The sequence below is a fragment of the Pseudomonas petrae genome, from assembly GCF_021728295.1.
Lineage (GTDB): Bacteria > Pseudomonadota > Gammaproteobacteria > Pseudomonadales > Pseudomonadaceae > Aquipseudomonas > Aquipseudomonas petrae.
Genome location: NZ_JAKJXE010000001.1, coordinates 214,622 through 239,586, shown reverse-complemented (window position 1 = coordinate 239,586; position 24,965 = coordinate 214,622). Strand labels below are relative to the sequence as shown.

Sequence of the window (24,965 nt, the reverse complement as noted above, 5' to 3'; positions counted from 1 at the left end):
TGCTCCTGCTGGGTGTTCTGGCGGGTCAAGGACCGTATCGAAGACGCCACCTGGCTCAGCGAACAGGAGAAACAGGTGGTGCTGGCGCGCATGGCGAAAGAGGCCAAGCCCGTCGTCAAACAGACCGTCAAAGACATCTGGAAACACCCGACCACCTGCGTGATGTCAGGCATTTACCTGTGCCTGGTCATGGCGCTGACCGGGCTGCTGTTCTGGATGCCACAGCTGATCAAAACCGCCGGCGTGGCCGACACCTTGAACATTGGCCTGCTGACGGTGATTCCGTATTTAGGCGCGGTGATCGGCAACCTGCTGATTGGCGCCAGCTCCGACCGCCACGGCGAGCGCCGCTGGCACATCGCGCTGATCGTCTGGGGCATCCCGGCGCGTTATTACACTAGGGAAGTGATTCGGGACTGACTTCACCCTCTATCGGCGCCGAGGCCACTGCTTCGGCGTCTTTTCACCTATCATTCGCGCTTTCACTGATGCGAATGACTGCCATGACCACGACACCTCAATCCCTGCGCACTGAACTCCAGGCCGCGCTGACCGCCCACAGCATGCTGGAAATCGACGGCCTGCACGCCTTTGAATTCACCCTCGACGAAATGCTCCAGATCGAAAGCATGGACGGCCGCGAGCGCAAGGTCTGGCGCTTCTCGTTGGCGCAGATCGACGCCGCCGAATTCAATGCCGAGTTGCAAAGCTGGGTCATCAACGACGGCAACGCCGACCACCGCATCCTGGTGCTTCAAGGGATTGCAGCGACTGACGAGGATGAAGAGGGCGAGCAGGAGTAAGCCCGCGCTCATCAATGTAGGCGACATCGCTGATATCGGGTGATGACCCTTCTGCGCGTGATATCAATGCAGAGGGCGACGCCTATCCTGCGTAGGAGCCGGTTCAGATTCGAATTCAATGCGGACCCGAGCTTCGGATCGAGATCAAATGTAGGAGCGCGCTTGCCCGCGATTGCGGTGGAGCAGCGAGATATTCAGTGGCTGATACAACGCATTCGCGGGCAAGCGCGCTCCTACAAGGGCTCTGTGTCGTTTAGAAATGCTGCGGCGCTGGCTCCTACCTATTTATTGCGTACTCCGGCTGAGCGACACCCCGCCATTTCACGATACCCAGCCGGCAACTACTTTCCGCAACACGCTGTCATAGCCGGTGAATGCCCGCGTGTACGGCGCGCCAACAACTCCAAAAAGAGAACAGCCCAATGACTCCCAGACTTCTGCCGTGGTTAGCGCTCGCCAGCAGCCTTTCCGCGCTCTCCGTTCAGGCCAAACCCATGACTGATTACGACGTACTGGTCGGTTCCTACACCGCCGGCGCCAGCGAAGGCATTTACCGCTTCGGCTTCAACACCCAGACCGGACAGCTCGACGCCAAGCCGCGTCAGGTCATCAAAAGTGAAAACCCGTCCTGGCTGACCCTTTCCAAAGACCAGCGCCACCTGTTCTCGGTCAACGAGAACGGCCCGGGCCAGACCGACGTCGTCGGCAAAGTCAGCAGCTACGCCATTGACCCCAAGACCCATGCGGTGTCGTTCCTCAATCAGATCGAAACCAAAGGCGAAGAGCCTACCCATTCCAGCCTGAGCCTGGACGGGCGTTTCCTCTTTGTCGCCAACTACGCCGTGCACCCTGATCCTGGCGGCGTGCTGGCGGTCGTCCCGGTCGGGAAGGACGGCAAACTCGCGCCAGTGGTGCAGACCGCGGCCCACGAAGCGAGCAAGGTCAATCCGGAGCGTCAGGCTTCGTCCCACGTCCACGCAGCAGTCCCCACACCTGACGGCAAATACCTGATCGCCATGGACCTGGGCGCTGACAAGATGTTCGTCTTCAACTACGACGCCAAACAGCCTCAGCCGCTGCAGCCGGCGAAAGTGCCCGCAGTTGATTTGCCACCGGGCAGCGGTCCGCGCCACCTGACCTTCAGCAAAGACGGCAAGCACGCCTGGCTGACCATGGAAATGAGCGCCCAGGTGGCGGTGTTTGATTATCACGACGGCGTGTTCAAGCGCACGCAGTTGGTGGACCTCGCCAACAAGGAAGGTCAGCAAAACCGTGCCGCCGGTGGCCTGCACACTTCGCCAGACGGCAAATTTCTCTACGTTGCCAACCGTGGCGAAGTGAACGAACTGCTGGTATTCAGCATCGATGCCGCCAACGCCCAGCTCAAGGAAGTTCAGCGCCGCACCGTGGAAGGCAAAGAGCCCCGCGAGTTTGCCTTCGACCCGAGCGGCCACTTCGTGCTGATCGCCAACCAGAAGAGCAACCAGATCGTGACCGTCCGCGTTGACCCGAAAACCGGCCTGCTGGGCGACACCGTGCAGAAAGTCGACTTCGATTCGCCGTCCGACTTGCATTTCCTCACGGCCAAGTGATCCCCAGACAAGTACCCAAGTGACACTTTGACGCAGGCTGAGCCCTTGATTTTCAAGGGCTCAGCCGATGTATCAATTCAAGTGATAAGGGCTAGTGCCAGAAAAGATTTTTTCCAGAACATCCTCGGGCGTAACTTTCATTCCACGGCCACGACGGTCAAGACTTGAAACGACACACCACACCGAGGCACACATCATGAACTTCAATCTCTTCTCCATCATCGCCGCGTCCGCCATCTCCGCCACTGTTGCTCTGCCTGCCAGTGCCAGTGTCGAAGCCGCCGACAAAAAAGTCAGTTCGACCCAGAGCTACACCCCGAAGTACCTGCAACAAAGCGCCAACTTCTATGCCGCTCTGGATCACAAGATCCAACAATGAACAGCACGTCGAAGTGAATCCATTCCCCGTTAACGAACGTATCGTTGCCGGGGAATGGATTTGTAAGAACCTGATTTGAATTGCAACTTTTTGACAACCGGAAAACGCTTTCGCGAGCAACTTCGTCTTCTACAGGTTGATGCGACCCACTGACCACTGCGTGTCAGGCCATGCATCAAGTGTCGGCGAGCTTGTTCGCGAAAGCGTTGAATTCCTCCCCTTTGGTCCCCGTCTGCTGAATAAGCGATGGGGATTTTTTTGTGGGTTGATTATTGGGGACGCGGAAAGCTGTGGGTGATTGCTCATCGTCCAGACGCCGCAGGTAGGGCAGCAAACACAATCCCTGTAGGAGTGATGTGCAGACATAACGTCGATATCTATCAGTCTGATTAAATTCTTAAATAATCAACCCCATCGATCTTTTGAATCGCCAGCCATCGTTTTTTAACACGCACAACTTCAAGCATTCTGGGCGCCTGAAACAGACACGTCCCGGAGCTGCAAACATGGCCACTGCCATCCTTAATTCAATCAAACACGGCGCTTATACCGCCATCGCGTTGTATGTTGTTTTCATCGCAGTGGTTACCGTCATCAGCACGAGCCCACAACTCAATGCCGCGTCGCAGATGTCGACGCAAACGGCGTCTGTTGAAATCAATCGGGCGGCTGTTCAGTCCGAAGGGCGGGCATCGTGAAAGGCGCGAACTTCTGGGTAATTGTGTTCTTCGCACTGATCAACAACGGCTGCTCGTTACTCGGCCATGGCGAAGGGTCGGTGGGCGGTGTGGCACGCAGCATGGAGTTCAAGACCGAGGTCGCTGAAGCGGTCGAGATGCAGCGCTCGCAGAAGCTCAACACCGGCAATCCGCCGCCACGGCACAGCGAGATGATTTCGCCGATCTTTCAGTTCGAAGTGGTGTAGCGAAGTGGTGTAGCTGTGTACCAGCGCGCTGCAATCAGCGCTTGGCCATTGCGGTGATGAACAGGTCTGATGCGAGAAATCGCTGTAACCAACCCTGCAGGTTGGGGTAGGGGCTTTGCCAGAACCAGTCCGCATCCACCGCGCAGAACTGCCGTATGAACGGCGCTATGGCGATGTCGGCCAGGGTCAGTCGATCCTTGATCAGAAAGTCCCGTGACGCCAGTAATTCGTTCAGCCTGCGCAGAAATCTCTCACCCCGCTGGCGGTATTCTTCCGGCGTGAATTCGGGATAACGCACGGCGTATTTGTAGTGATCCAGATCCTGCTTGAACGTACTGTCGTTTTCCGCGATCAGCTCGGCGATCTGCCGCTGCCCGTCGACGTCGTGGGCCAGGGACCAATCGTCCGGGTCATGCTGCGCCAGGGCCCAGTGCATGATGTCGAGACTCTGCTCCAGCACCCGGTCATCAAGCACCAGAACCGGCACCGTGCCCTTGGGTGAGCGTTCGAGCATCTCCGCCGGTTTGGCCTTGAGGCTGACTTCCACCGTGTTCACCGGTACGCCGCAATACCCCAGCGCCATGCGGGCGCGCATGGCGTAGGGGCAGCGGCGGAACGAGTAGAGCGTCGGCACCGTCAATTCAGCGTGAGGCGCCGACGTCATGCTCAGGCCTCGGTCAGTTCGCCGCAGTCGGCGATGACGACTTTCTTGCTGGTGCGGCCGGATTGCGAACCCAGCGCTTCGATGGCCTTGACCACGTCCATGCCTTCGACGACTTTGCCGAACACGACGTGTTTGCCGTCCAGCCACTCGGTGACGATGGTGGTGATGAAGAACTGGCTGCCGTTGGTGTTCGGGCCAGCGTTGGCCATCGACAGGTCACCTGGCGCGGTGTGCTTGAGGGTGAAGTTTTCGTCTTCGAACTTGTTGCCGTAGATCGACTTGCCGCCAGTGCCGTTGTGGTTGGTGAAATCACCGCCCTGCAACATGAAGTTCTGGATCACGCGGTGGAACGACGAACCCTTGTAGCTCAGGCCGTCGCCTTTTTCGCCAGTGCACAGGGCGCGGAAGTTTTCAGCGGTTTTCGGAACGACGTCGTTGTGCAGCTCCATGACGATGCGGCCCATTGGCTCGTCGTTGGCAGTGATGTCGAAGAATACTTTTGAGTTTGCCACGTGGTTTTACCTTCTTTCGAGTTTGGCGCGACTGTCGCGCAAGGGGTACAGGGTTGCACAGAAACGCCATTAGGCGTGTCCGTGCGTCGTGAAAAAGCGGATTAGCCGCTGCTGACCTCGACGGTGCTCAGGCCATTGCCCTGACGCCGTACCTGAATCTGCACGGGGATTCGCTCGTGCATTTCCTGCACGTGGGAGATCACCCCGACCTTGCGGCCTTGGGCCTGCAGCCCGTCGAGGGCGTCCATCGCCAGTTGCAGGGATTCGGGGTCGAGGCTGCCGAAGCCTTCGTCGATGAACAGCGATTCAATCTTCAGCGTGCTTGAAGCCATGGACGCCAGGCCCAGCGCCAGGGCGAGGGACACCAGGAACGTTTCACCGCCCGAGAGCGAATGAACCGAGCGCAGTTCGTCGCCCATTTCGGTGTCCATGACCAGCAAGCCGAGCATGCTGCCGCCGCGTTTCAGGCGATAGCGGCGCACCAGTTGCTTGAGCTGCGCGTTGGCGTGGTGCACCAGCAGATCGAGGTTGTAGGCCTGGGCGATCTTGCGGAAGGTGTCGCCGGTGGCCGAGCCGATCAGCGCGTTGAGTCGGGCCCAGCGCTGGTATTCGGACTGCGCGTGGGTGATGCGCTCTCGCAGCGCGCTGCTGGCGTCGCGACGGCGGTTGTCTTCGCTGACCTGAGCGCGCAGGTCGGCGCACAGTTGATCCTGAATCACTGATTGCGCCTGCGCTTCGGTCAACGCGGCGAGTAACTGCTCGGCGTCGCCACTGTCACTGTGCTGGGCCTGATGCTGCTGCAACTGCGCCGCGCGCTCTGCCACCAGAACCCTGGCTTGCTCCAGGGCTTTTTCGCTGGACTGCAATTGCTGACGTAACTCGCCAACATTGTCGTCGCTCAGCCCCAGCAAGGTTTCAAGCGCTGCATCGTCCAGCTCGCTGTGGATGCTGCGCCACTCGGCGATCTGCCGTTCGAGTTCTGCCAATTCCTGTTCAAGGGCCTGCAAGCGCTGTTGATCACCGTCCAGCTCCGCGCTCAGCTTGATCAATTCGCTGCGCGCCGTTTGCAGTTCGTGGGCGATGGCGGCCTGAGCCTCCCGCGTCTGCTCGACAGCCTGTTCAAGGGCGTGCTGCCATCGCTCGGGGGACGCGTGGTCGCCGAGGGTCTGCGCCAGTTGCTGTTGCACCCTCTGGTGTTGCTGCTGACGGGCATCGAGCTGCGCCTGCACCTTCTGATGTTCTGTCTCGCGACTTTGCTGGGCAACCTGCTCGCGCTCGAGTTTTTGTGCCCGCTCGCTGTGCTCCTGCTGTTCGGTCTTCTGCTGATCAAGCTGCTCGACGCGGGCGGCAATGTCGTTGTCCAGCTGCATGAAACTCTGGGTCGCCGACTCGCGCCATTGCGTCAGGCTTTCGGCGGGGAGCAACGGCTCGAACTCCTGCAGCGCCGCTTCGAACCCCTGATTGTCGAGGGCGATATGGCGTTGCTGATCGTCCAGCAGCTTCATCGCCTGCTGACTGGCCTCGCGCGCATCGAGAACCTGCTGCTGCAGCGACTCGGCGTCCCGTTGCACTTTCAGCAGACGGGTCTGGCGCTGCTCGGCGCTGAGGATGTCCTGGGCCAGTTGATGCAGGCGTTCGCTCAGCCAGTCGCCGCGCAGGTGCTCGGGTTGCTCCAGCAAGCGCGGATGCAGCGGGTGAGCTTCCAGTTCAGGCGCAAGGATTTGCAGCTGTTCCGCCAGTTGATCCTGCTGCGGTTTGGACTGCTTGAGTTGGTTGTTCAGCTCGGCGACTTCGGCGCGCAGCTCGGCGAGCTTTTCGCTGAGTTGCCCGACGGTTTGCCGTGCGCGCGCTTCTTCGCCGTCGTCGTGGCCCGACAGTGCTTCAAGCAGCGCTTCAGACTGATGATACGGATGCTCTTCGCTGCCGCACACCGGGCACGGTTGCTGATCGACCAGTCGCTCGCGCAGTTGCTCGACACTGGCGCTGCGGGCCAGGCGCTGGCGTTGCAGCAGTTCAACGGTGACCTTCAGCGCCTGCTCGGCGGCTTCGTGCTCGGCCTTGAGTTTCAGGCCCTGGGCGATGCCCTGGGCACGACGTTCGGTGGCCTCCTGCAGCCGGGTTTGCACATCCAGCAAACGGCCGGCGACGTCCTGATGGCGCTGCCACAGACGTTCAAGTGAGTCGCTGGCGCTGTGCTGCTGGCGGTTATCCTGCAGCAGTTGTCCCAGCCGCTCGATGTCGTGGCTGACCACATCGGCCTTGACCTCGGCGTCGTCGTACAGCGCCTGCAACGCGCTGCGGCGCTCGCCCAGGGTCTGCTCGGCGAGGGTGGCGTTTTTCTCCAGCTGCGGCAGCTCGGCACGGCCCTGAATCAGGCGGGCGCTGAGCTGCACGGTTTGCTGCAGACGCGGCCGGTAGGCGCTCCACGACTGACTCAATGTGCTCAGCGACGCGCTCTGCTCCAGTTGTTCGGCAATCGACTGCAAACGCGCTTCGACCTGGCGTTGCTGCTCGGCCAGTTCCTCGAGCGTCGACTGCCCCTCGGTACTGGCCTGCTGCGCACTGCGTGCCTGCTCGCCGAGCTGGTGCAGCTCCTGATTCAGATGGTTGAGCTGGGCCTGCTGCTCGAACGCTTCACTCAGGGCCGGCCGCGCGTTGAGTAATTGTTCCTGCGCCTGCTGCAACGCGCTGTCGGCGCTGATGCGTCTGCTGTCCAGTTCGGCGATGCGCGCATCCAGTCCGGTTTGCTTGAGCTGATGGGCCTGAATCGCAGCGGTCAGTGGTGCGAGCTGAGCCTGAAGCCTGGCGCGCTGACCGAACAGATGCCGCTGCGGCGCCAGACGCTCCAACAGCGCAAGCCGCTGGCGATCGGCGCTTTGTGCGTCCCACGTCTTCCGGGCGCTCGCGAGCTGTTCGTTGGCGGCCTGATGGCTGTCGCGCAGGCGATTCAATTCCTTGAACCACTGCTGCTTGAGCTCCAGCTGGCGCAGTTGCGCCTGTTCCCGTTTCAGCTGCTGCTGGGCGTCGTTGAAGCGCTGCTCAAGCTCGGCGCGCTGATCAGGCTCCATCGGCGTCAACGTGCCGGCCTGGGCCTGAAGGGTTTTCAGCGCTTCTTCGGCTTCCTTGCTTTTGCTGTAGGCGCGGCGGCCCAGCTGGCTGTAGATCGCCGTGTCGGTGAGTTTTTCCAGCAGCTCGCTGCGGTCTTTGTCGTCGGCCTTGAGGAAGGCGCTGAACTCGCTTTGCGCCAGCATAACCGCGCGGGTGAACTGCTCGAAGTTCAGCCCCAGGCGCGCTTCCAGCAGGGCCTTGTACTCGGTCTTGTTCTGCGTGCTGAGAATCTGCTCGCTGTCCAGATCGATCAGCGTCTGGCGGCTGGCCTGCAGTTTTTTCGTGGCGTTGTCGCGGGCGCGGTTGGCTTCCCAGCGTGCACGATACCGGCGCTTGTCGATGCCGACGAAATCCACCTCGGCGTAACCGCTGCCGGTGCCGCGACGCAGCAGGTTGCGCGGGTCGTTGGTGCTGATGTCGCCGTCGATCTCCGGCACGCGGGACTGGCCGATGTTGTTCAGCCGGGGAATCGCGCCGAACAGCGCCAGGCACAGGGCGTCCAGCAGCGTGCTTTTGCCCGCGCCGGTGGGGCCGGTGATGGCGAACAGGCCGGCGCTGGCCAGGGGCTCGGCGGTGAAGTCCAGCTCGAACGGGCCCGCCAGCGAGGCGAGGTTTTTCAGGCGGATGGCGAGGATTTTCATGGCTGTTCGCTCTCCAGCTGCACGTCCTGAAGCAGGGTCGCGAAGTCTTGCAGCGTCTGCTCATCCACTTCGCTGCCATAGCTGTCCTGCCACGCACGGCTGAACAGTTCCTGCGGGCTCAACTGGTCCAGTTCGATCAGGTCTTGATTGGCGTCTTCATCGCGACCGCCCTTGCCGGCGTATTCGGCGGCGATGCGCACCAGTCGCACGGCCTTGCCTTCCAGCGCGGCCTCGATCTGATTGCGCAGGTCCGGCTGAGGTTCGTCCAGGCGCACGCGGACTTCGAGCCACGGCTGACGGTCGACATCGGCCAGCAAATCGATGTCCGGAAGCTCCCGCAGTTGCAGCAACAGCTCGGCCAGCGGCGCCGGGCCGACCCGTTGCAGGTTCACGGCGCGGGGAATCAGCAGCGGTTTGACGCTGACCAGTGTGTCGCCGTCGCACTCGATTTCGAGGATCTGATGCTGGTAGCCGATTTCCGAAAACGACAGGGGAATGGGCGAGCCGCTGTAGCGAATGCGGTCCTCGCCGTTGACACGCTGGGGTTTGTGCAGATGCCCCAGCGCCACGTAGGTGATGCTCTCGCCGAACAGGCTGGCGGGCAGGGCTTCGGCGTTGCCGATGATCAGGCTGCGTTCGGAGTCTTCCGACACCGAGCCGCCGGCCATGTGCGCGTGGCTGATGGCGATCAGCGCCTGGCCTTTCTTGCGCCGCTGGTTGGCCGCCGCGATGAGCATTTCGTGGACCTGCCCGATGCCGCGCAAATAGTTGTCGCCCAACGCCGCGCCAGTGACTTCGGCCGGCCGCAGGAAAGGCAGCGCCAGGCACCAGCCGAGGACTTTGCCTTTGGCGTTGCTCAGCGGCAGCAGCAGTCGGTCGACGTCCAGCACGCCATCGTCGAGCCAGAGCACCCGGCCCAGCGCGTGGGTGCGCAGACGTCGCATGAGCGGCGCGGGCAACTCGATGCGCGAGCCGGAGTCGTGGTTGCCGGCGATCATGACGATGGTCAGCTGCGGATTCTGCTCGTGGGCGCTGACGATGAAGTCGTACAGGCGCTCCTGGGATTTGACCGGCGGATTGACCGTGTCAAAGATGTCGCCGGCGATCAGCAGGACGTCCGGTTTGCGCTCGGCCAGACGGGCCAGCAGCCAGGTCAGGAAACCGGCGTGTTCGAAATCTCGCTCCTGACCATGAAGGTTCTGGCCGAGGTGCCAGTCGGAGGTGTGGAACAGACGCATGGGGGTACCTTGGTTGAATTCGTTGCGCCGGCAGCGGCTTCCTCTGTAGGAGCATGGCGTGTCCCGCGATCTGGCGCGAAGCGTCAGCAAGACCAGCGCACGGGGTCTATCAGACACACCGTGCTAGCCGATGTTACGACCGATTCCCGGCCGATCGCGGGACAAGCCACGCGCCTACAGGGAGAAAGAGCAATTGCATCACTTCGGATAAAGCGGCGGCAAGCTGTCGCCTCCGCTCGGGTCCTGGGGGTTTTCGATGGCGGGCAGCGCTTTGACGGCGCGCCAGAGGTCTTCGCCCAGCCACAGTTTTTCGGTCTCGCTGTACAGCACGCCATTCAGGCCGTCCAGCGCATGGGACAGCGGCACGAAGCGCGCGGCCATGTCGGCCAGGGTTTCCGGCTGCTGACGGGCCCAGGCGTCCAGCGCCTGGCGGGTGGCGTGGGGGTCGTTGGCCTGACACGCGCGTTTCAAATCGTCGAGCACTGTACGCGGACTCGGCCCCGTTTGCGCGACCCGGGCCAGCGCCGGTTGCCAGCGACCGCGCCACCACAGGCCGAAGCCCAGTAGCGTGGTGAAACTCAACAGCACCGTGCTCAACTGCCACGGCCACACCGGCGGGCCGATCACCGTAACGTTGCCGTTGTCGCTCACTGGCGTGTCCACGGCAAACGCCGGGTTGAGGCTGACCTGCAAGGTGCGGGCGGGCAGGGCGCTGTGCTCCAGGTGATCTTCCTGGGTGTTCCACCAGACCAGATCGACAGCGGGAATTTCGATGGCGCCGGGACGATTGGGCACCAGCGCTTCCCGCTCCTCGCGCACGCCGGTCAAACCGCGCTCGCCGGGCTGATTGCTCAGTTGCGGCTGGTCCGGGTAGCGCCGCAACGCGCTGACGTCGGTGGCGGGCAGCGGCGGCAACTGCGCGCTGGACAAGCCTTCGGCCTTCAGTTGCAAGGTGCGCGTGAGGGAATCACCGACCTGACTGTGGACAGGCTCCGGGCTCCAGTTTTCGCTGAGGCTGACACTGCGCGCCGGCAGCCAAGGGGTGTCGGTGGGGTACTGCGCCGGTTGCGGCTTGACGTCGAGGGTCAGGGGCAGCGACGTCACGTGCATCAATCGGCCCGGCTTCGGCCCACTGGCGATTGCGCCCGGCGCCACGGCCGCGGTGGCAGCGGCGTCGGTGGTGTCCTGAACCAGCGTGGCACTGAACGCCTGGGCCGGGATGGTCAGCCCACCGCTGTGCTGCGGGTACAGCGCGTAGCGCATTTCGATCACGCCGTGGCGAATGCCGTTGATCTGCTTCTCGTACGTGCGCGTGTCGCCGAGCTTTTCGATGCGGGCGTCCGGCACTTGCAGCGGTGTCAGGCTGCTGTCGTCGAACAGCGACACCGAATGGTAGATGCGCACGGTGAGCAAGACCTGGGCCTGAACATACACGCTGTCCTGATCGAGGCTCGCCTCCATGAACACCGGGGCGAGCTTCTGCTCCTGACCCTGAGCGGCGGGGCCGACATCGACCACTTGCAGCACGATCGGCTGGCTGGTCATTTCGCCCAGCCTAAGCGGCGGGATCTCGATCGAGCCGCTGTGGCGCGGCATCAGCGTGATCAGCCAGCGGGTCGTCGCGTGAACGTTGCCTTCCAGCGTGGTCAGGCTGTTGAGCTGGCGGGTGTCGCGCACCTCGAAGTCGGCGTCCAGCGCGCTCATGTCCGGCCTGCCGAAGACGGTCGCGTCGTCGGTTTCAAGGGTCAGCTCGACGGTTTCGCCGGTGTTGACGCGCGTGCGGTCAACGCTGGATTGCAGCGTGGAATCTGCACTGTCGGCCTGGGCCAGCTGCGCCACCAGAGCGAACAGGCACCACATTCCTGCGATCAGCAACCTGTGCAGACGACTCATCGGGTCTTTTCCTGATGCTGCTGTTGTTCGTACCAGAATTTGCGCCGCAACAGTTCGCCGGGTTCGTCGGGGATCTGCCGCAGCCATTGTTCGAGCGCCTGTTTCTGCTCGCCATCGATTTGTCCGTCGGCCGGTTTGCCGGAGGCACGCGCCGGCTCATCGCTGTCGGATCCTGCGCCGGAAGCCTGCTCGTCGGCGGAGCTTTGCTGATCGCTGGCCGAGCGGTCGGCATCGGCATCCTGCGGCGCCGACTGCGCGCTCGATGAAGACTGTCCGGTATTGCCTTCGCGGGCATTGTCGGCGTTCTCGTCGGTCTTCGCCCTCTCGTCCGCTTTCGCCTGATTCGACGCCTTGTTCTGCTCCAGCACGTGTTCCACCAATGCCTTGTTGGCCAACGCCGCCGGGAAGTCTGGTTGACGCTCCAACGCCTGTTCATAGGCGTCGATGGCGGCTTCCAGCTCACCGCTTCGGGCCAGCGCATTGCCGCGATTGTAATGGTCGGCGGCGCTGCTGCCCTGAGCAAAGCGCTGGACGGCGCCGGCGTAGTCACCGGCCTGATACAGCGCGATGCCTTGCCACTGCGGGTCTTCAAAGTGCCGAGCAGCTTCCGCCGGGTGATGACGCTTGAGCAGGTGCTGGCCCTGCTGATCGGGCGTGCGCCACAGGTCTTCGAAACCGAAGGCATAGCTGGGTTGCGGCACGGCCATCAATAGCAACGGCAAACACAACAGCCAGCCGCGACGCCCGGCGCAACCGGCCAGCAGCAGAAGCGGCAGCAGCAACCAATAGCCTTGATCGGCCCAGCGGTCGAGCCGCACTTTCTGGCCCTGGCTAATCAGACTCTTCGGACCGTCGAGCAGGCCGAGGTCATTGAGGTCCTGATTGTCCAGGCGCAGCGAGGTGTAGCGACCGCCCATGCTGTCGGCAAAATCCTTGAGCACCGGCCCATCCAGACGCGGCACGAGGATGCCGCCCTGGGCGTCCTTCAGAAACCCGCCTTTCTCTTGTGTGACCGGCGCGCCTTCCGCCGTGCCGACGCCGAGCATTAGTAAAGGAGGGGCGTCGCGGCCGGTCATCGCGGCGCTAATGCCCTGACGCTCGGCGTCGCTGAGGGACGAACCGATCCACAGCAGCCGCCCTTGGCCGAGGTCGCCCTGTTCCAGCAAATCCAGCGCCTTGCGCACGGCGAGGTCCGCTCGCTGGCCGGCTTCGGGCATGATCGACGGCTTGATCGCATCCAGCAGGTTTTTGCTGGTCGCCAGATCGTCCGACAGCGGCACCAACGTGTGGGCGCTGCCGGCATACACGATGATCGCGGTCTGTGAATCGCTGCGCGCCTGCAACAGATCGAGCACCTTGCGTCGCGCCTGTTCGAGCCGGGTGGGCGGGCTGTCAGTGGCGAGCATTTCCGGCGTCAGCTCCAGCATCACCACCAGTGGATCGACCGGCCGCTGGCTGTTCTGTTCAACCCGCTGCCAGCTCGGCCCGAGCAACGCCAGGACCGCCAGCAACCAGCCGAGACCCAGAACCACCCACGGCCATTTACTTTCGCGTCCACCGCCACCGCTGAGCAGGGCTGAATGAAAGGCGCTGGGCAAAATCATCTGCCAGCGCCCGACGCGCTTCTGTCGATTCCATAACCGCCACAACAGCCAGCCGAGCGCCGGCAACAGGAGCAGCCAGCCAGGGCGTAACCAATGGGGCCAGAGACCGGAGAGGAATTCGATCATGGGCGTCTCGTCAGGCGCTTCAAGCGTTGACGCCACTGCGTGCCTTGCACAAACGTCGGCCGGCGCGCAAAAAAGCGATACACCGGGTTGTTCGGCCAGCGCTCCTGGACCACCAGCAGAAGGCTCAGCAACAGGGCCATCGTCAGCGGTACGTGATAAAGCGCTCGGGCCGGACGTGCCTGGGTCGGTTGCTGTGCGACCGGCTCAAGCCGGTCCAGCGCCTGGCCGATGCCGGCCAGTTCGGCGCCGTTGCGCGCGCGGAAATACTGCCCGCCGCTGACCGTGGCGATTTCCCGCAGCGCGGGCTCGTCCAGATCGAGGCTGGGGTTGAGGCCGAGAATGCTGGTGGCGCCTTTATCGGGATCGGCGCCGATGCCGATCGGGTAGATTTTCACGCCTTCGCTGGCGGCCAGACGCGCGGCAGTTCTCGGGTCGATCTGGCCCGCGTTGTTGGCACCGTCGGTGACCAGAATCAGCACGCGGCTCTGGGCTGGACGCTGGCGCAGACGCTTCAACGCCAGACCGATCGCGTCGCCAATGGCGGTGTTCTTGCCGGCAATGCCGATCCTTGCTTCGTCCAGCCAGACGCGCACAGTCTTGCGGTCGAAGGTCAGCGGCGCCTGCAGGTAAGCCTGACTGCCGAACAAAATCAGGCCGATGCGATCGCCCTGGCGGTGTTCAAGAAAGTCGCCCAGCAGCGTCTTCACCAGGGTCAGCCGGCTGACCTCGTCGTTTTTCCAGACCATGTCCGGGTAATCCATTGACCCCGACACGTCCACTGCGACGAGCAGATCGCGGCCACTGGCGGCAACCGGCAACGGCTCGCCCAGCCATTGCGGGCGGGCGGCGGCGACCAGCAACAGGAGCCAGACGGTAATGAACGGCAGCTGACGCCGCCAGCCCGGCAAGTGGGTTCGCGCGCGGCGCCCGGCCAGACCTTCCAGTTCCTGGAGAAAGCTGACCTTCAGCGCCGCTTCTCCGCTGTCTGCGGCGGGCAGCACAAAGCGCATCAGCCAGGGCAGCGGGAGGAGGGCGAAGAGCCACGGCCAGGCGAATTCAAACATGCTTGCGAATCCAGGTCTCGACCGACTGGGTCAGACCGTTGATGGCCTTATCGTCGAGCTTGCATTCCGGCTTGTAGGCGCCCTCGACGAGGATCATCCAGCGCGTCAGGCCGGCGGCCGGACAACGGTTGTCGAGAAACGCCAGCCATTTGCGGCCGTTGAGGGTGTGGCTCTGGCTGTAGGGGTAGTGATTGCGGCACAGACGTTTGAGCAGGCCGTTGATCTGCTGCAACCAGGCACCGGCCGGTGCGCCGTCGTAGGGTTTGGGCATCTGTGCGAGTTCGACCAGTGCGGCCTGGCGCAAGGGGTCCAATGGCTCGACGGTGTCACCGCTGGCCTTTTTTTGCAGCAGCTTGCGCGCGCGCCACAGGCCGTAGCCCAGCGCCGGCAGCAGGATCAGCAACAGCCACCAGCCCGGCGCGGGCGGCCAGAACCCGACCGGCTCCGGCAGGATCAGCGGTTGTAGCGGGTCCAGCGCACTCATGGCTGTTTTACCGGGCGCTGGCCGTTGAGGTATTCGCGCAGTTGCTCGACCATTTCACGCTGGGTGCTCAGCGGCATCATCAGCACGCGCAGCTTCTGCGCCAGCAGTTCCCAACGCGCTTGACGCGCCTCGCCCTGGGCCCGGTAGCTCTGGCGCAGGTCGGCGTTCAGGGTGTCGAGCTCCAGGTGCGAGCCGCGATCAGCAAAGCGCAGCAGGCCGGCAGCGGGCAAGGCGTGATCCAGCGGATCGGACAGCGGCAGCAGCAACAGATCGCAATGCCGTGACAGCAAGGCCAGTTGCTGTTCGGACGAGTCGGATAACGCGCGCTCGTCGCACAGGATGATCGCCAGACTGCCCGGACGCATCACTTCCCGCGCGCGGCGCAGCGCCACGCCGAACGTGTCGCGGTCGGCAGCGGCCTCGGTGTGCAGCGACTGATTGACCCGAACCAACCGGTTCAGCAACTGCAACAGGCTTTGTTTGCTGCGTCGCGGTTTGATTTCGTAATGCTCGTTGTCACCGAACACCAGCCCGCCGACCCGGTCGTTGTGGCCCAGCGCGGCCCAACCGACCAGCGCGGCAGCTTGGGCGGCGAGGACCGACTTGAACATCAGCCCGGACCCGAAAAACAGGCGGCGGCTTTGCTCAACCATGATGAAAATCGGTCGCTCGCGTTCCTCGTGAAACAGTTTGGTGTGGGGCTCCTGGGTGCGGGCGGTGACGCGCCAGTCGATGGTCCTGACGTCGTCGCCGGCCTGATAGACCCTGACCTGATCGAAGTCGACCCCGCGCCCGCGCAGCTTGGAATGGTGGAGACCAATCAACGGGCTGCGCTGGCTGGGTGTGGAAAACAGCTGCACTTCCCGCACGCGATGACGCATCTCAATCAGGTCGGCGAGACTGATGCGGATGCCCGGTTGTGAGATCAGATAGGGTTGCATGGGCTCAGGCGACGGCCACGACGTCGAGAATGCGCTGGATCACGCGGTCTTGATCGATGCCCGCCGCTTCTGCTTCGAACGACAGAATGATGCGGTGACGCAGCACATCGAAGACCATCGCCTGGATGTCTTCCGGGCTGACGAAATCGCGCCCGGCCAGCCAGGCGTGGGCCCGGGCGCAGCGGTCCAGCGAAATCGAGCCCCGGGGGCTTGCGCCATAACCGATCCACTCGGCCAGCTCGGCATCGAATTTGGCTGGCGTGCGGGTCGCCATCACCAGTTGCACCAGGTATTCCTCAACGGCATCGGCCATGTACAGGCCGAGGATTTCCTTGCGCGCCGCGAAAATAGCCTGCTGGCTGACCCGGCGCTCTGGCTTGGTCTCGCCATTAAGCGCTTCGCCCCGGGCCTGCTGGAGAATCTTGCGTTCGACGGTGGCGTCCGGGAAGCCGATCTTGACGTGCATCAGAAAACGATCGAGCTGCGCCTCGGGCAGCGGGTAAGTGCCTTCCTGCTCGATGGGGTTCTGCGTCGCCATCACCAGAAACAGCGGCGACAGGTCGTAAGTACTGCGCCCGACACTGACTTGACGCTCGGCCATGGCCTCCAGCAAGGCAGATTGCACCTTGGCCGGCGCGCGGTTGATTTCGTCGGCGAGCACCAGGTTGTGGAAGATGGGGCCTTGCTGGAACACGAAACTGCCGGTCTCCGGACGATAGATCTCGGTGCCGGTGATGTCGGCGGGCAGCAGGTCGGGGGTGAACTGAATGCGATGGAATTGTGCTTCGATGCCTTCAGCCAGCTCTTTGATCGCCTTGGTCTTCGCCAGACCGGGCGCGCCTTCGACAAGCATGTGGCCGTCGGCCAGCAGCGCGATCAGCAAGCGCTCAACCAGTTTCTCCTGCCCGAGAATCTGGGTGGAGAGAAAGGTCCGCAGCGCGATCAACGCTTCACGATGTTCCATCGATGACAGTTCCTGGCAGGAGAGGCAGCAGCGCCAAGTGGCGCCGAAGCTGGGGGCGTTACTTTAATCCATCGCAGGGGCGCCGACTAATCGGCCGGCGGGTTTTTTCGGCTTTTCAGCAAAGGACTGGGCAAAAACAAGAACTGTCTTACATTTGCGTCAATTGGCGCCCGGTACCGTCGGGGGGCTCAGTTGATCTGGCTGACGTACGTCCCGACATCCTTGAGGATGATCCGCAGCGTGGCGTCCAGCTCGGCCAATTCACTGGCGGGGGTGCTGTGGGTAATGTCGTACGTGGTGTCGCCGCCCAGGGGTTTGGCGTCGGCGGCGTCGATTTTGACCAGCAGCCGGGTGTTGCTGAGGGTGACGGTGATGTTGTCTTCGACATGGATCGTGTCGTCACGAAACGTGATATCGACTTCATCCTCATCGGGAAAACGCGCGAGTAAAAACAGATCACCGGTGCTGCTGCCATGGCAACAGGCAAGCGCCATATCATCTTCCTCCTCGTCGCATGGGTTAGAGATGAAGCTGTCGGTGGTCATTTGCATGGCGGTAACTCCCGTGGATGGGTTCAGGGCAGGGATGGATTTTGCCAGTCCTGCGTGAGATTTGCTGAAGATTGCAGTGGGTGGTGGGCCGAGTAGCTGGGTGGAGCCTGACCCGACGCGTTCGCCAGCAAGCCGGCTCCTACAGTTTTGATAGCGAGCAAACCGGCCTCTTCCCGGCTAAAGCCGGTCCTACGAAAAGCATCGAGTGCAGTCAGTGGGGCCGGCCTCAGGTGACGCGGAGCGTCACGGGATGCATGCCCACGCGGAGCGTGGGAACGATCAGCCGCGAAATTGATGGCGACCAAACCGGCTTCTTCCCGGCTAAAGCCGGTCCCACTAAGGCATCGCATGCATCCAGTGGGATTGGCTCTGACCGTAGGACCGGCTTCAGCCGGGAAGCTTTTGATCTGCTTAAACGCGCTTTTGATCTTCATGCGCAAAAAGCCCGGGCACCGCCAATCGCGACTTGGGTGCAGGCTGAACGCAGGTCTCGCGCAGTGGGCCGAGCCGCAGGGATGCGGCGAGAGCGCCGTCAGGACATGGATGTCCGTTCGGCGCGGGCCCACGGAGCGAGACCGGAGTGAAGGAACCCTGACGAAGGAAGGGCCAAACCGAGAGCAGGCACTTTTGGTTACTTTTAGTGCTTTTTAAAAGTAACTCGCCGAAGGCGAAACCCTCTGCCGTTAGGCAGAGCCTCTCAAGCGCAACCCGATGTCCGAATATGTCGCAGCATCGCAAGCAGATTCAGGGCGCCACTCGTTAAGCTGCACTCGAGCCGAACAAATGTGACGGCACACACACCAAAAGCGTTAGTAAAACAGGCGACGCGAAACGCGACGCCCCCCTGTCACGTTATGCTGACTATCATCGACCAGACGCAAACCTGACAAACGCACAAGCTCGAACCGACACACGCATCTCTCCTATATAAAAGCTCAAGCCAATCGGAGTACCACAGATGGCGTTCTTCACCGCAGCCAGCAAGTCCGACTTCCAGCACCAACTGCGAGCGGCACTGGCTCAGCACATCAGCGAACAGGCTCTGCCACAAGTGGCGCTGTTCGCCGACCAATTCTTCGGCATCATCTCCCTCGACGAACTCACCCAGCGCAGACTCTCTGACCTGGCCGGTTGCACCCTCTCGGCCTGGCGCCTGCTCGAACGCTTCGAGCACGGCACGCCCCAAGTGCGCGTCTACAACCCCGATTACGAACGCCACGGCTGGCAGTCCACCCACACCGCCGTCGAAGTGCTGCACCACGACCTGCCGTTCCTGGTCGACTCGGTGCGTACCGAACTGAACCGCCGCGGCTACAGCATCCACACGCTTCAGACCACCGTGCTCAGCGTGCGTCGCGACGAGAAAGGCCAGCTGCTCGAACTGCTGCCGAAAGGCACCAGCGGCGACGGCGTGCTGCAAGAATCGTTGATGTACCTGGAGATCGACCGTTGCGCCAATGCCGCCGAGCTGAACGTGCTCGCCCGCGAACTGGAGCAGGTGCTGGGCGAAGTCCGCGTCGCGGTTGAAGACTTCGAGCCGATGAAAGCCAAGCTCCACGAGCTGCTGGCCGGCATCGACGCCACGGCATACAACATTGACCCGGAGGAGAAGTCCGAGGTCAAGGTGTTCCTCGAATGGCTGGTCAACAACCACTTCACCTTCCTTGGCTATGAAGAATTCACCGTCAGCAACGAAGGCGAGGGCGGTCAGCTCAATTACGACCCGTCGTCCTTCCTCGGCCTGACCAAACTGCTGCGCGCAGGGCTCACCGCCGACGACCTGCACATCGAAGGCTACGCAGTGAACTACCTGCAGGAGCCCACCCTGCTGTCGTTCGCCAAGGCCGCGCACCCGAGCCGCGTGCATCGCCCGGCGTATCCGGACTACGTGTCGATCCGCCAGATCGACGCCGACGGCAACGTCATCAAGGAATCGCGCTTCATGGGCCTGTACACCTCGTCGGTGTATGGCGAAAGCGTGCGCGCCATTCCGTACATCCGCCGCAAGGTCGCCGAAGTCGAACGCCGTTCCGGGTTCGACGCCAAGGCGCACCTGGGCAAGGAACTGGCGCAGGTGGTTGAAGTGCTGCCGCGCGACGACCTGTTCCAGACCCCGGTGGACGAACTCTTCACCACCGTCATGTCGATCGTGCAGATCCAGGAGCGCAACAAGATCCGCGTGTTCCTGCGCAAAGACCCGTACGGCCGCTTCTGCTACTGCCTGGCCTATGTGCCGCGCGACGTCTATTCCACCGAAGTCCGTCAGAAGATCCAGCAAGTACTGATGGATCGCCTGAAAGCCACTGACTGCGAGTTCTGGACCTTCTTCTCAGAGTCGGTACTGGCGCGCGTGCAGCTGATCCTGCGTGTGGACCCGAAAGTCACCCTCGACATCGACCCGCAGCAACTGGAAAACGAAGTCATCCAGGCCTGCCGTTCGTGGAAAGACGACTACGCCAGTCTGGTCATCGAAAGCTTCGGCGAAGCCCAGGGCACCAATGTCCTGGCCGACTTCCCGAAAGGTTTCCCGGCAGGCTACCGCGAGCGTTTCGCCGCGCACTCTGCCGTGGTCGACATGCAACACGTGCTGAGCCTGTCCGAAGCCAATCCGCTGGTGATGAGCTTTTATCAGCCGCTGTCGGGCGACAAGGCGCAGCTGCACTGCAAGCTGTACCACGCTGACACGCCGCTGGCGCTGTCCGACGTCCTGCCGATTCTGGAAAACCTCGGCTTGCGCGTACTCGGTGAATTCCCGTATCGCCTGCGCCACACCAACGGCCGCGAGTTCTGGATTCACGATTTTGCGTTCACGTACGGCGAAGGTCTGAACCTGGACCTGCAACAGCTCAACGACACGCTGCAGGACGCTTTCGTCCACATCGTTCGTGGTGAGGCCGAGAACGATGCCTTCAACCGTCTGGTGCTGACGGCCGGTTTGCCGTGGCGCGACGTGGCCTTGCTGCGTGCCTACGCGCGTTACCTGAAGCAGATCCGTCTGGGCTTCGACCTGGGTTACATCGCCAGCACGCTGAACAACCACGCCGACATCGCCCGGGAGCTGACGCGTCTGTTCAAGACCCGCTTCTATCTGGCGCGCAAGCTCAGCGGCGGCGACCTCGACGACATGCAGCAGCGTCTGGAGCAGGCGATTCTGACCGCGCTGGACGGCGTGCAAGTGCTCAACGAAGACCGCATCCTGCGTCGCTACCTTGACCTGATCAAGGCGACCATGCGCACCAACTTCTACCAGACCGACGCCAACGGCCAGAGCAAGAGCTACTTCAGCTTCAAGTTCAACCCGCGCCTGATCCCCGAGCTGCCAAAGCCGGTGCCGAAGTTCGAAATCTTCGTCTACTCGCCGCGCGTCGAAGGCGTTCACTTGCGCTTTGGCAACGTGGCCCGTGGCGGCCTGCGCTGGTCCGACCGTGAAGAAGACTTCCGCACCGAAGTGCTGGGTCTGGTCAAAGCCCAGCAGGTGAAGAACTCGGTTATTGTGCCGGTTGGTGCCAAGGGCGGCTTCCTGCCCCGTCGTCTGCCGACCACCGGGACCCGCGACGAGATTCAGGCCGAAGCGATCGCCTGCTACCGCCTCTTCATCTCCGGTCTGCTGGACATCACTGACAACCTGAAAGAAGGCGCACTGGTGCCGCCGGCCAACGTCGTGCGCCACGACGACGATGACCCGTACCTGGTCGTCGCCGCCGACAAAGGCACCGCGACCTTTTCCGACATCGCCAATGGCATCGCCATCGACTACGGTTTCTGGCTCGGCGACGCCTTCGCTTCCGGCGGCTCGGCGGGTTACGACCACAAGAAAATGGGCATCACCGCGAAGGGCGCGTGGGTCGGTGTGCAGCGCCACTTCCGCGAGCGCGGCATCAACGTGCAGCAGGACAGCATCAGCGTGATCGGCGTCGGCGACATGGCCGGTGACGTGTTCGGTAATGGCCTGTTGATGTCCGACAAGCTGCAACTGGTCGCGGCCTTCAACCACCTGCATATCTTCATCGACCCGAATCCGGACCCGGCGAGCAGCTTCGTCGAGCGTCAGCGTCTGTTCGACCTGCCGCGTTCGGCGTGGACCGACTACGACGCCAGCCTGATGTCCGAAGGCGGCGGTATCTTCCCGCGCAGCGCAAAAAGCATCGCGATCACCCCGCAGATGAAAGCGCGCTTCGACATCACCGCCGACAAGCTGACCCCGACCGAACTGATGCACGCGCTGCTCAAGGCGCCGGTGGATCTGCTGTGGAACGGCGGCATCGGCACCTACGTCAAGGCCAGCACCGAATCCCACGCGGACGTCGGCGACAAAGCCAACGATGCACTGCGCGTCAACGGTAATCAGCTGCGCTGCAAAGTGGTGGGCGAGGGCGGCAACCTGGGCATGACCCAGCTGGGCCGCGTCGAATTCGGCCTGATGGGCGGCGCGACCAACACCGACTTCATCGACAACGCCGGTGGTGTGGACTGCTCCGACCATGAAGTGAACATCAAGATCCTGCTGAACGAAGTGGTCCAGGCCGGCGACATGACCGAGAAGCAGCGCAACCTGCTGCTCGAAAGCATGACCGACGAAGTGGGCAACCTCGTCCTCGGCAACAACTACAAGCAGACCCAGGCCCTGTCCCTGGCGGAGCGCCGTGCCTACGAGCGCATCGCCGAGTACAAGCGCCTGATGAGCGACCTGGAAGCGCGCGGCAAGCTGGACCGTGCCATCGAGTTCCTGCCGGCGGAAGATCAACTGGCCGAGCGCATCGCCGAGAAGAAGGGGCTGACCCGGGCCGAGCTGTCGGTGCTGATTTCCTACAGCAAGATCGACCTCAAGGAAGCGCTGCTGGAATCCCGCGTTCCGGACGACGACTACTTGGCGCGCGACATGGAAACGGCGTTCCCGCCGTCACTGGGCGCGAAGTTCTCCGAGTCGATGCGTCGTCACCGTCTGAAGCGCGAAATCGTCAGCACGCAGATCGCCAACGATCTGGTCAACCACATGGGCATCACGTTCGTGCAGCGACTCAAAGAGTCGACTGGCATGACAGCGTCTAACGTGGCTGGTGCTTACGTGATCGTGCGTGACATTTTCCATCTCCCACACTGGTTCCGTCAGATCGAGGCGCTGGACTACAAGGTCCCTGCCGAGATTCAGCTGACGTTGATGGATGAGCTGATGCGTCTGGGCCGTCGCGCGACGCGCTGGTTCCTGCGCAGCCGTCGCAACGAGCTGGATGCGGCCCGTGATGTGGCGCATTTCGGTCCGCACATCGCGGCGCTGGGTCTGAAGCTGGACGAGTTGCTGGAAGGCCCGACCCGTGAGGTCTGGCAGACGCGTTATCAAGAGTACGTTGCGGCCGGCGTGCCGGAGTTGCTGGCGCGGATGGTGGCGGGTACGAGCCATTTGTATACGCTGTTGCCGATCATCGAGGCGTCTGACGTCACCGGTCAGAATGCAGCGGACGTAGCGAAGGTGTATTTCGCGGTGGGCAGTTCGCTGGACGTGACGTGGTATCTGCAGCAGATCAGTGCGTTGCCGGTGGAGAATAATTGGCAGGCGCTGGCCCGTGAGGCGTTCCGTGATGATATCGATTGGCAGCAGCGGGCGATTACGGTGTCTGTGTTGCAGATGGCGAATGGTCCTGCGGATGTGGAGGAGCGTTTGAGTCTGTGGCTGGAGCAGCATTTGCCGATGGTCGAGCGCTGGCGCGCAATGTTGGTGGAGTTGCGTGCGGCGAGTGGTAACGATTATGCGATGTATGCGGTCGCTAACCGTGAGTTGCTGGATCTGGCGATGAGTGGGCAGACGGCTGTGGTTTGATGGTTTAGTCGTCTGTAATCGGAAGCCCCGCGTTGAGAAACGCGGGGCTTTTTTGTTTTTGAAAGATCAAGAGCGTCTGCCTGGGGGCAGACTGTTTCGCCTTCGGCGAGTTACTTGATAAAGCCCCAAGTAACCAAGGGCTTGTGCTCCTGGTTTGGCCCTTCCTTCGTCAGGGTTCCTTCACTCCGGTCCCGCTCCGTGGGCCCGCCGACATCCGCCATCCATGGCGGGCGGCGGCTCTCGCGGCATCCATGCCGCTCGACCCACGGAGCGAGACCTGCGTTCAGCCTGCACCCAAGTCGCTTTTGGCGGTGACTGGAATTTTTGCGTATGAAGATCAAAAGCAGATCAACAGCAAGGAAGATCTACAGCTTCCCGGCTGAAGCCGGTCCTACAGGGGTTGCCACCGGTGCCACTGAATGCACGCGATGCCCTTGTAGGACCGGCTTTAGCCGGGAAGGGGCAGGTTTGGGCACCATCAATCTTGCGGTTCAACGCTTGATCGTTCCCACGCTCCGCGTGGGCATGCATCCCGAGACGCTCTGCGTCGATTTTCCAAAGGGCTGAGCGGTTATTTCAGTCGCGCCATGTTGATGGCGTCGACGAGGACGCCGTCGCGTATGGCGTAGTCCCGCAGGCGGCCTTCGGTTTCGAAGCCGAATTTGCGGTACAGCGCCATGGCGGCTTCGTTGTCGGAGAAAACGGTGAGTTCAACCCGGTGCAGGTTCATCCAGTTGTCCGCGACTTCGAGCACCGCAGCCATGAGTCTCGAACCAACCCCTTTGCCCTGCCACGCCGCCGCCACGCCCATGCCTATGGCGCCGACATGGCGTTGGCGAATGCGCGCGTATTGCTCCAGACCAATGTTGCCGATCACCTGACCCTGATGCAAAGCGACGAGCTTCACAGACCGGTCATCCGCCCCCGCCAGCCGTTTGCGCCAGACATCAGCGGACTGATACGGCATCTGAAGTACCTGACGACACACCGCGGGGTCGTTATACAACGCAGTGACACCCTCGATATGGGCCTCGGAAAAACGATGGATCACAACCTGATCGACAGCAACATTCACTGGATTCATCCTTTGAAAACAGAAAGAGGGGACAGTCTAAGCGGCAAATTGCTGGTGTGGCTACGGCGACGCGGAGCGTCGCGGTATGCGTGCCCACGCAGAGCGTGGGAACGATCAGGTCACGATCAGCCGCAAGCCCAATGATCGAGTGCAGGGCTCGCCAGCGAACCCGGGGTGTCAGAGGATTGAAATGCAGTCGACCCACCGCGTTCGCGGGCAAGCGCGCTCCTACAAAGGAATTTATTCAGCCAGCGATACCGCGTCCCGTCAGTAGGACCGGCTTCAGCCGGGAAGCCCTTGATCTGCTTTTGATCTTTCTACGCAAAAAGTCCCGTCACCGCCAAATGCGAGTTTGGTGCAGGCCGAACGTAGACGACGCGCAGTGGGTCGAGCCGCATGGATGCGGCGAGAGCGCCGTCAGGACATGGATGTCCGTTCGGCGCGGGCCCACGGAGCGTCGTCGGAGAGAGGGTATCCCGACGGAGGAGGGACCTAACCAGGAGCAGGCACCCTTGGTCACTTGGGGTGCTTTTCCAAGTAACTCGCCGAAGGCGAAACGGTCTGCCCTTAGGCAGACGCTCTTGAT

General features: G+C 62.2%; 19 protein-coding genes. 7 read left to right on the top strand and 12 right to left on the bottom strand.

Annotated features, from left to right (window positions below; translation table 11 throughout):
* The first annotated feature begins 12 nt into the window (after positions 1 to 12).
* The 6 genes from L4G42_RS01010 to L4G42_RS00985 all read left to right on the top strand — a co-directional run bounded on the left by L4G42_RS01010 (position 13) and on the right by L4G42_RS00985 (position 3,699).
* A complete protein-coding gene (locus L4G42_RS01010; RefSeq protein WP_237250542.1) occupies positions 13 to 420 on the top strand; it encodes an MFS transporter in 408 nt (135 codons plus the stop codon).
* Positions 421 to 503: 83 nt separating this feature from the next.
* Complete coding sequence (locus L4G42_RS01005) at positions 504 to 803, top strand: DUF5629 family protein (RefSeq protein ID WP_237250543.1); 300 nt, start codon at positions 504 to 506, stop codon at positions 801 to 803.
* A gap of 422 nt (positions 804 to 1,225) precedes the next feature.
* On the top strand, positions 1,226 to 2,395 hold the full coding sequence (locus L4G42_RS01000; RefSeq protein WP_237250544.1) for a lactonase family protein: 1,170 nt from the start codon (positions 1,226 to 1,228) through the stop codon (positions 2,393 to 2,395).
* 196 nt (positions 2,396 to 2,591) lie between these two features.
* A complete protein-coding gene (locus L4G42_RS00995) occupies positions 2,592 to 2,774 on the top strand; it encodes a hypothetical protein (protein ID WP_237250545.1) in 183 nt (60 codons plus the stop codon).
* A 506-nt stretch (positions 2,775 to 3,280) separates the two neighbouring features.
* Positions 3,281 to 3,472, top strand: coding sequence for a hypothetical protein (locus tag L4G42_RS00990; protein ID WP_237250546.1), 192 nt, complete (start codon positions 3,281 to 3,283; stop codon positions 3,470 to 3,472).
* Positions 3,469 to 3,699, top strand: coding sequence for a hypothetical protein (locus tag L4G42_RS00985; protein ID WP_237250547.1), 231 nt, complete (start codon positions 3,469 to 3,471; stop codon positions 3,697 to 3,699). The genes L4G42_RS00990 and L4G42_RS00985 overlap by 4 nt, the downstream gene beginning before the upstream one ends.
* Positions 3,700 to 3,733: 34 nt before the next feature.
* On the opposite strand, the gene L4G42_RS00980 is transcribed toward L4G42_RS00985, so the two are convergent.
* From L4G42_RS00980 to L4G42_RS00930, 11 genes are all read right to left on the bottom strand, one after another.
* Positions 3,734 to 4,363 carry a glutathione S-transferase gene (locus tag L4G42_RS00980; RefSeq protein ID WP_237250548.1) on the bottom strand — a complete coding sequence of 210 codons (630 nt, stop codon included), beginning with the start codon at positions 4,361 to 4,363 and terminating at the stop codon, positions 3,734 to 3,736.
* 2 nt (positions 4,364 to 4,365) lie between these two features.
* Complete coding sequence (locus tag L4G42_RS00975; RefSeq protein ID WP_074892129.1) at positions 4,366 to 4,875, bottom strand: peptidylprolyl isomerase; 510 nt, start codon at positions 4,873 to 4,875, stop codon at positions 4,366 to 4,368.
* A gap of 101 nt (positions 4,876 to 4,976) precedes the next feature.
* Positions 4,977 to 8,624, bottom strand: a complete 3,648-nt coding sequence (locus L4G42_RS00970) for an AAA family ATPase (RefSeq protein WP_237260450.1) — start codon at positions 8,622 to 8,624, stop codon at positions 4,977 to 4,979.
* Positions 8,621 to 9,862: an exonuclease SbcCD subunit D C-terminal domain-containing protein gene (locus L4G42_RS00965; protein ID WP_237250550.1), complete on the bottom strand. Its 1,242-nt coding sequence runs from the start codon at positions 9,860 to 9,862 to the stop codon at positions 8,621 to 8,623. Before L4G42_RS00965 ends, L4G42_RS00970 begins: the two co-directional genes overlap by 4 nt.
* 198 nt (positions 9,863 to 10,060) lie before the next feature.
* Positions 10,061 to 11,755, bottom strand: coding sequence for a BatD family protein (locus L4G42_RS00960; protein WP_237250551.1), 1,695 nt, complete (start codon positions 11,753 to 11,755; stop codon positions 10,061 to 10,063).
* A complete protein-coding gene (locus L4G42_RS00955; protein WP_237250552.1) occupies positions 11,752 to 13,485 on the bottom strand; it encodes a VWA domain-containing protein in 1,734 nt (577 codons plus the stop codon). The genes L4G42_RS00960 and L4G42_RS00955 overlap by 4 nt, the downstream gene beginning before the upstream one ends.
* The gene (locus tag L4G42_RS00950) at positions 13,482 to 14,549 is read right to left on the bottom strand and encodes a vWA domain-containing protein (protein WP_237250553.1); all 1,068 of its coding nucleotides are present in this window, start codon (positions 14,547 to 14,549) and stop codon (positions 13,482 to 13,484) included. The genes L4G42_RS00955 and L4G42_RS00950 overlap by 4 nt, the downstream gene beginning before the upstream one ends.
* On the bottom strand, positions 14,542 to 15,033 hold the full coding sequence (locus tag L4G42_RS00945) for a DUF4381 domain-containing protein (protein ID WP_237250554.1): 492 nt from the start codon (positions 15,031 to 15,033) through the stop codon (positions 14,542 to 14,544). Before L4G42_RS00945 ends, L4G42_RS00950 begins: the two co-directional genes overlap by 8 nt.
* The gene (locus L4G42_RS00940; protein ID WP_237250555.1) at positions 15,030 to 15,974 is read right to left on the bottom strand and encodes a DUF58 domain-containing protein; all 945 of its coding nucleotides are present in this window, start codon (positions 15,972 to 15,974) and stop codon (positions 15,030 to 15,032) included. The genes L4G42_RS00945 and L4G42_RS00940 overlap by 4 nt, the downstream gene beginning before the upstream one ends.
* 4 nt (positions 15,975 to 15,978) lie before the next feature.
* A complete protein-coding gene (locus L4G42_RS00935) occupies positions 15,979 to 16,938 on the bottom strand; it encodes an AAA family ATPase (protein ID WP_037013687.1) in 960 nt (319 codons plus the stop codon).
* Positions 16,939 to 17,126: 188 nt separating this feature from the next.
* Entirely contained in the window at positions 17,127 to 17,489 is a 363-nt protein-coding gene (locus L4G42_RS00930; protein WP_237250557.1) for a hypothetical protein, read from the bottom strand.
* A gap of 958 nt (positions 17,490 to 18,447) precedes the next feature.
* On the opposite strand from L4G42_RS00930, the gene L4G42_RS00925 reads away from it, so the two are divergent.
* The gene (locus tag L4G42_RS00925) at positions 18,448 to 23,304 is read left to right on the top strand and encodes an NAD-glutamate dehydrogenase (RefSeq protein WP_237254645.1); all 4,857 of its coding nucleotides are present in this window, start codon (positions 18,448 to 18,450) and stop codon (positions 23,302 to 23,304) included.
* 571 nt (positions 23,305 to 23,875) lie between these two features.
* Here L4G42_RS00925 and L4G42_RS00920 read toward each other — a convergent pair.
* Positions 23,876 to 24,379 carry a GNAT family N-acetyltransferase gene (locus L4G42_RS00920; RefSeq protein WP_419789323.1) on the bottom strand — a complete coding sequence of 168 codons (504 nt, stop codon included), beginning with the start codon at positions 24,377 to 24,379 and terminating at the stop codon, positions 23,876 to 23,878.
* Positions 24,380 to 24,965: the final 586 nt, after the last annotated feature.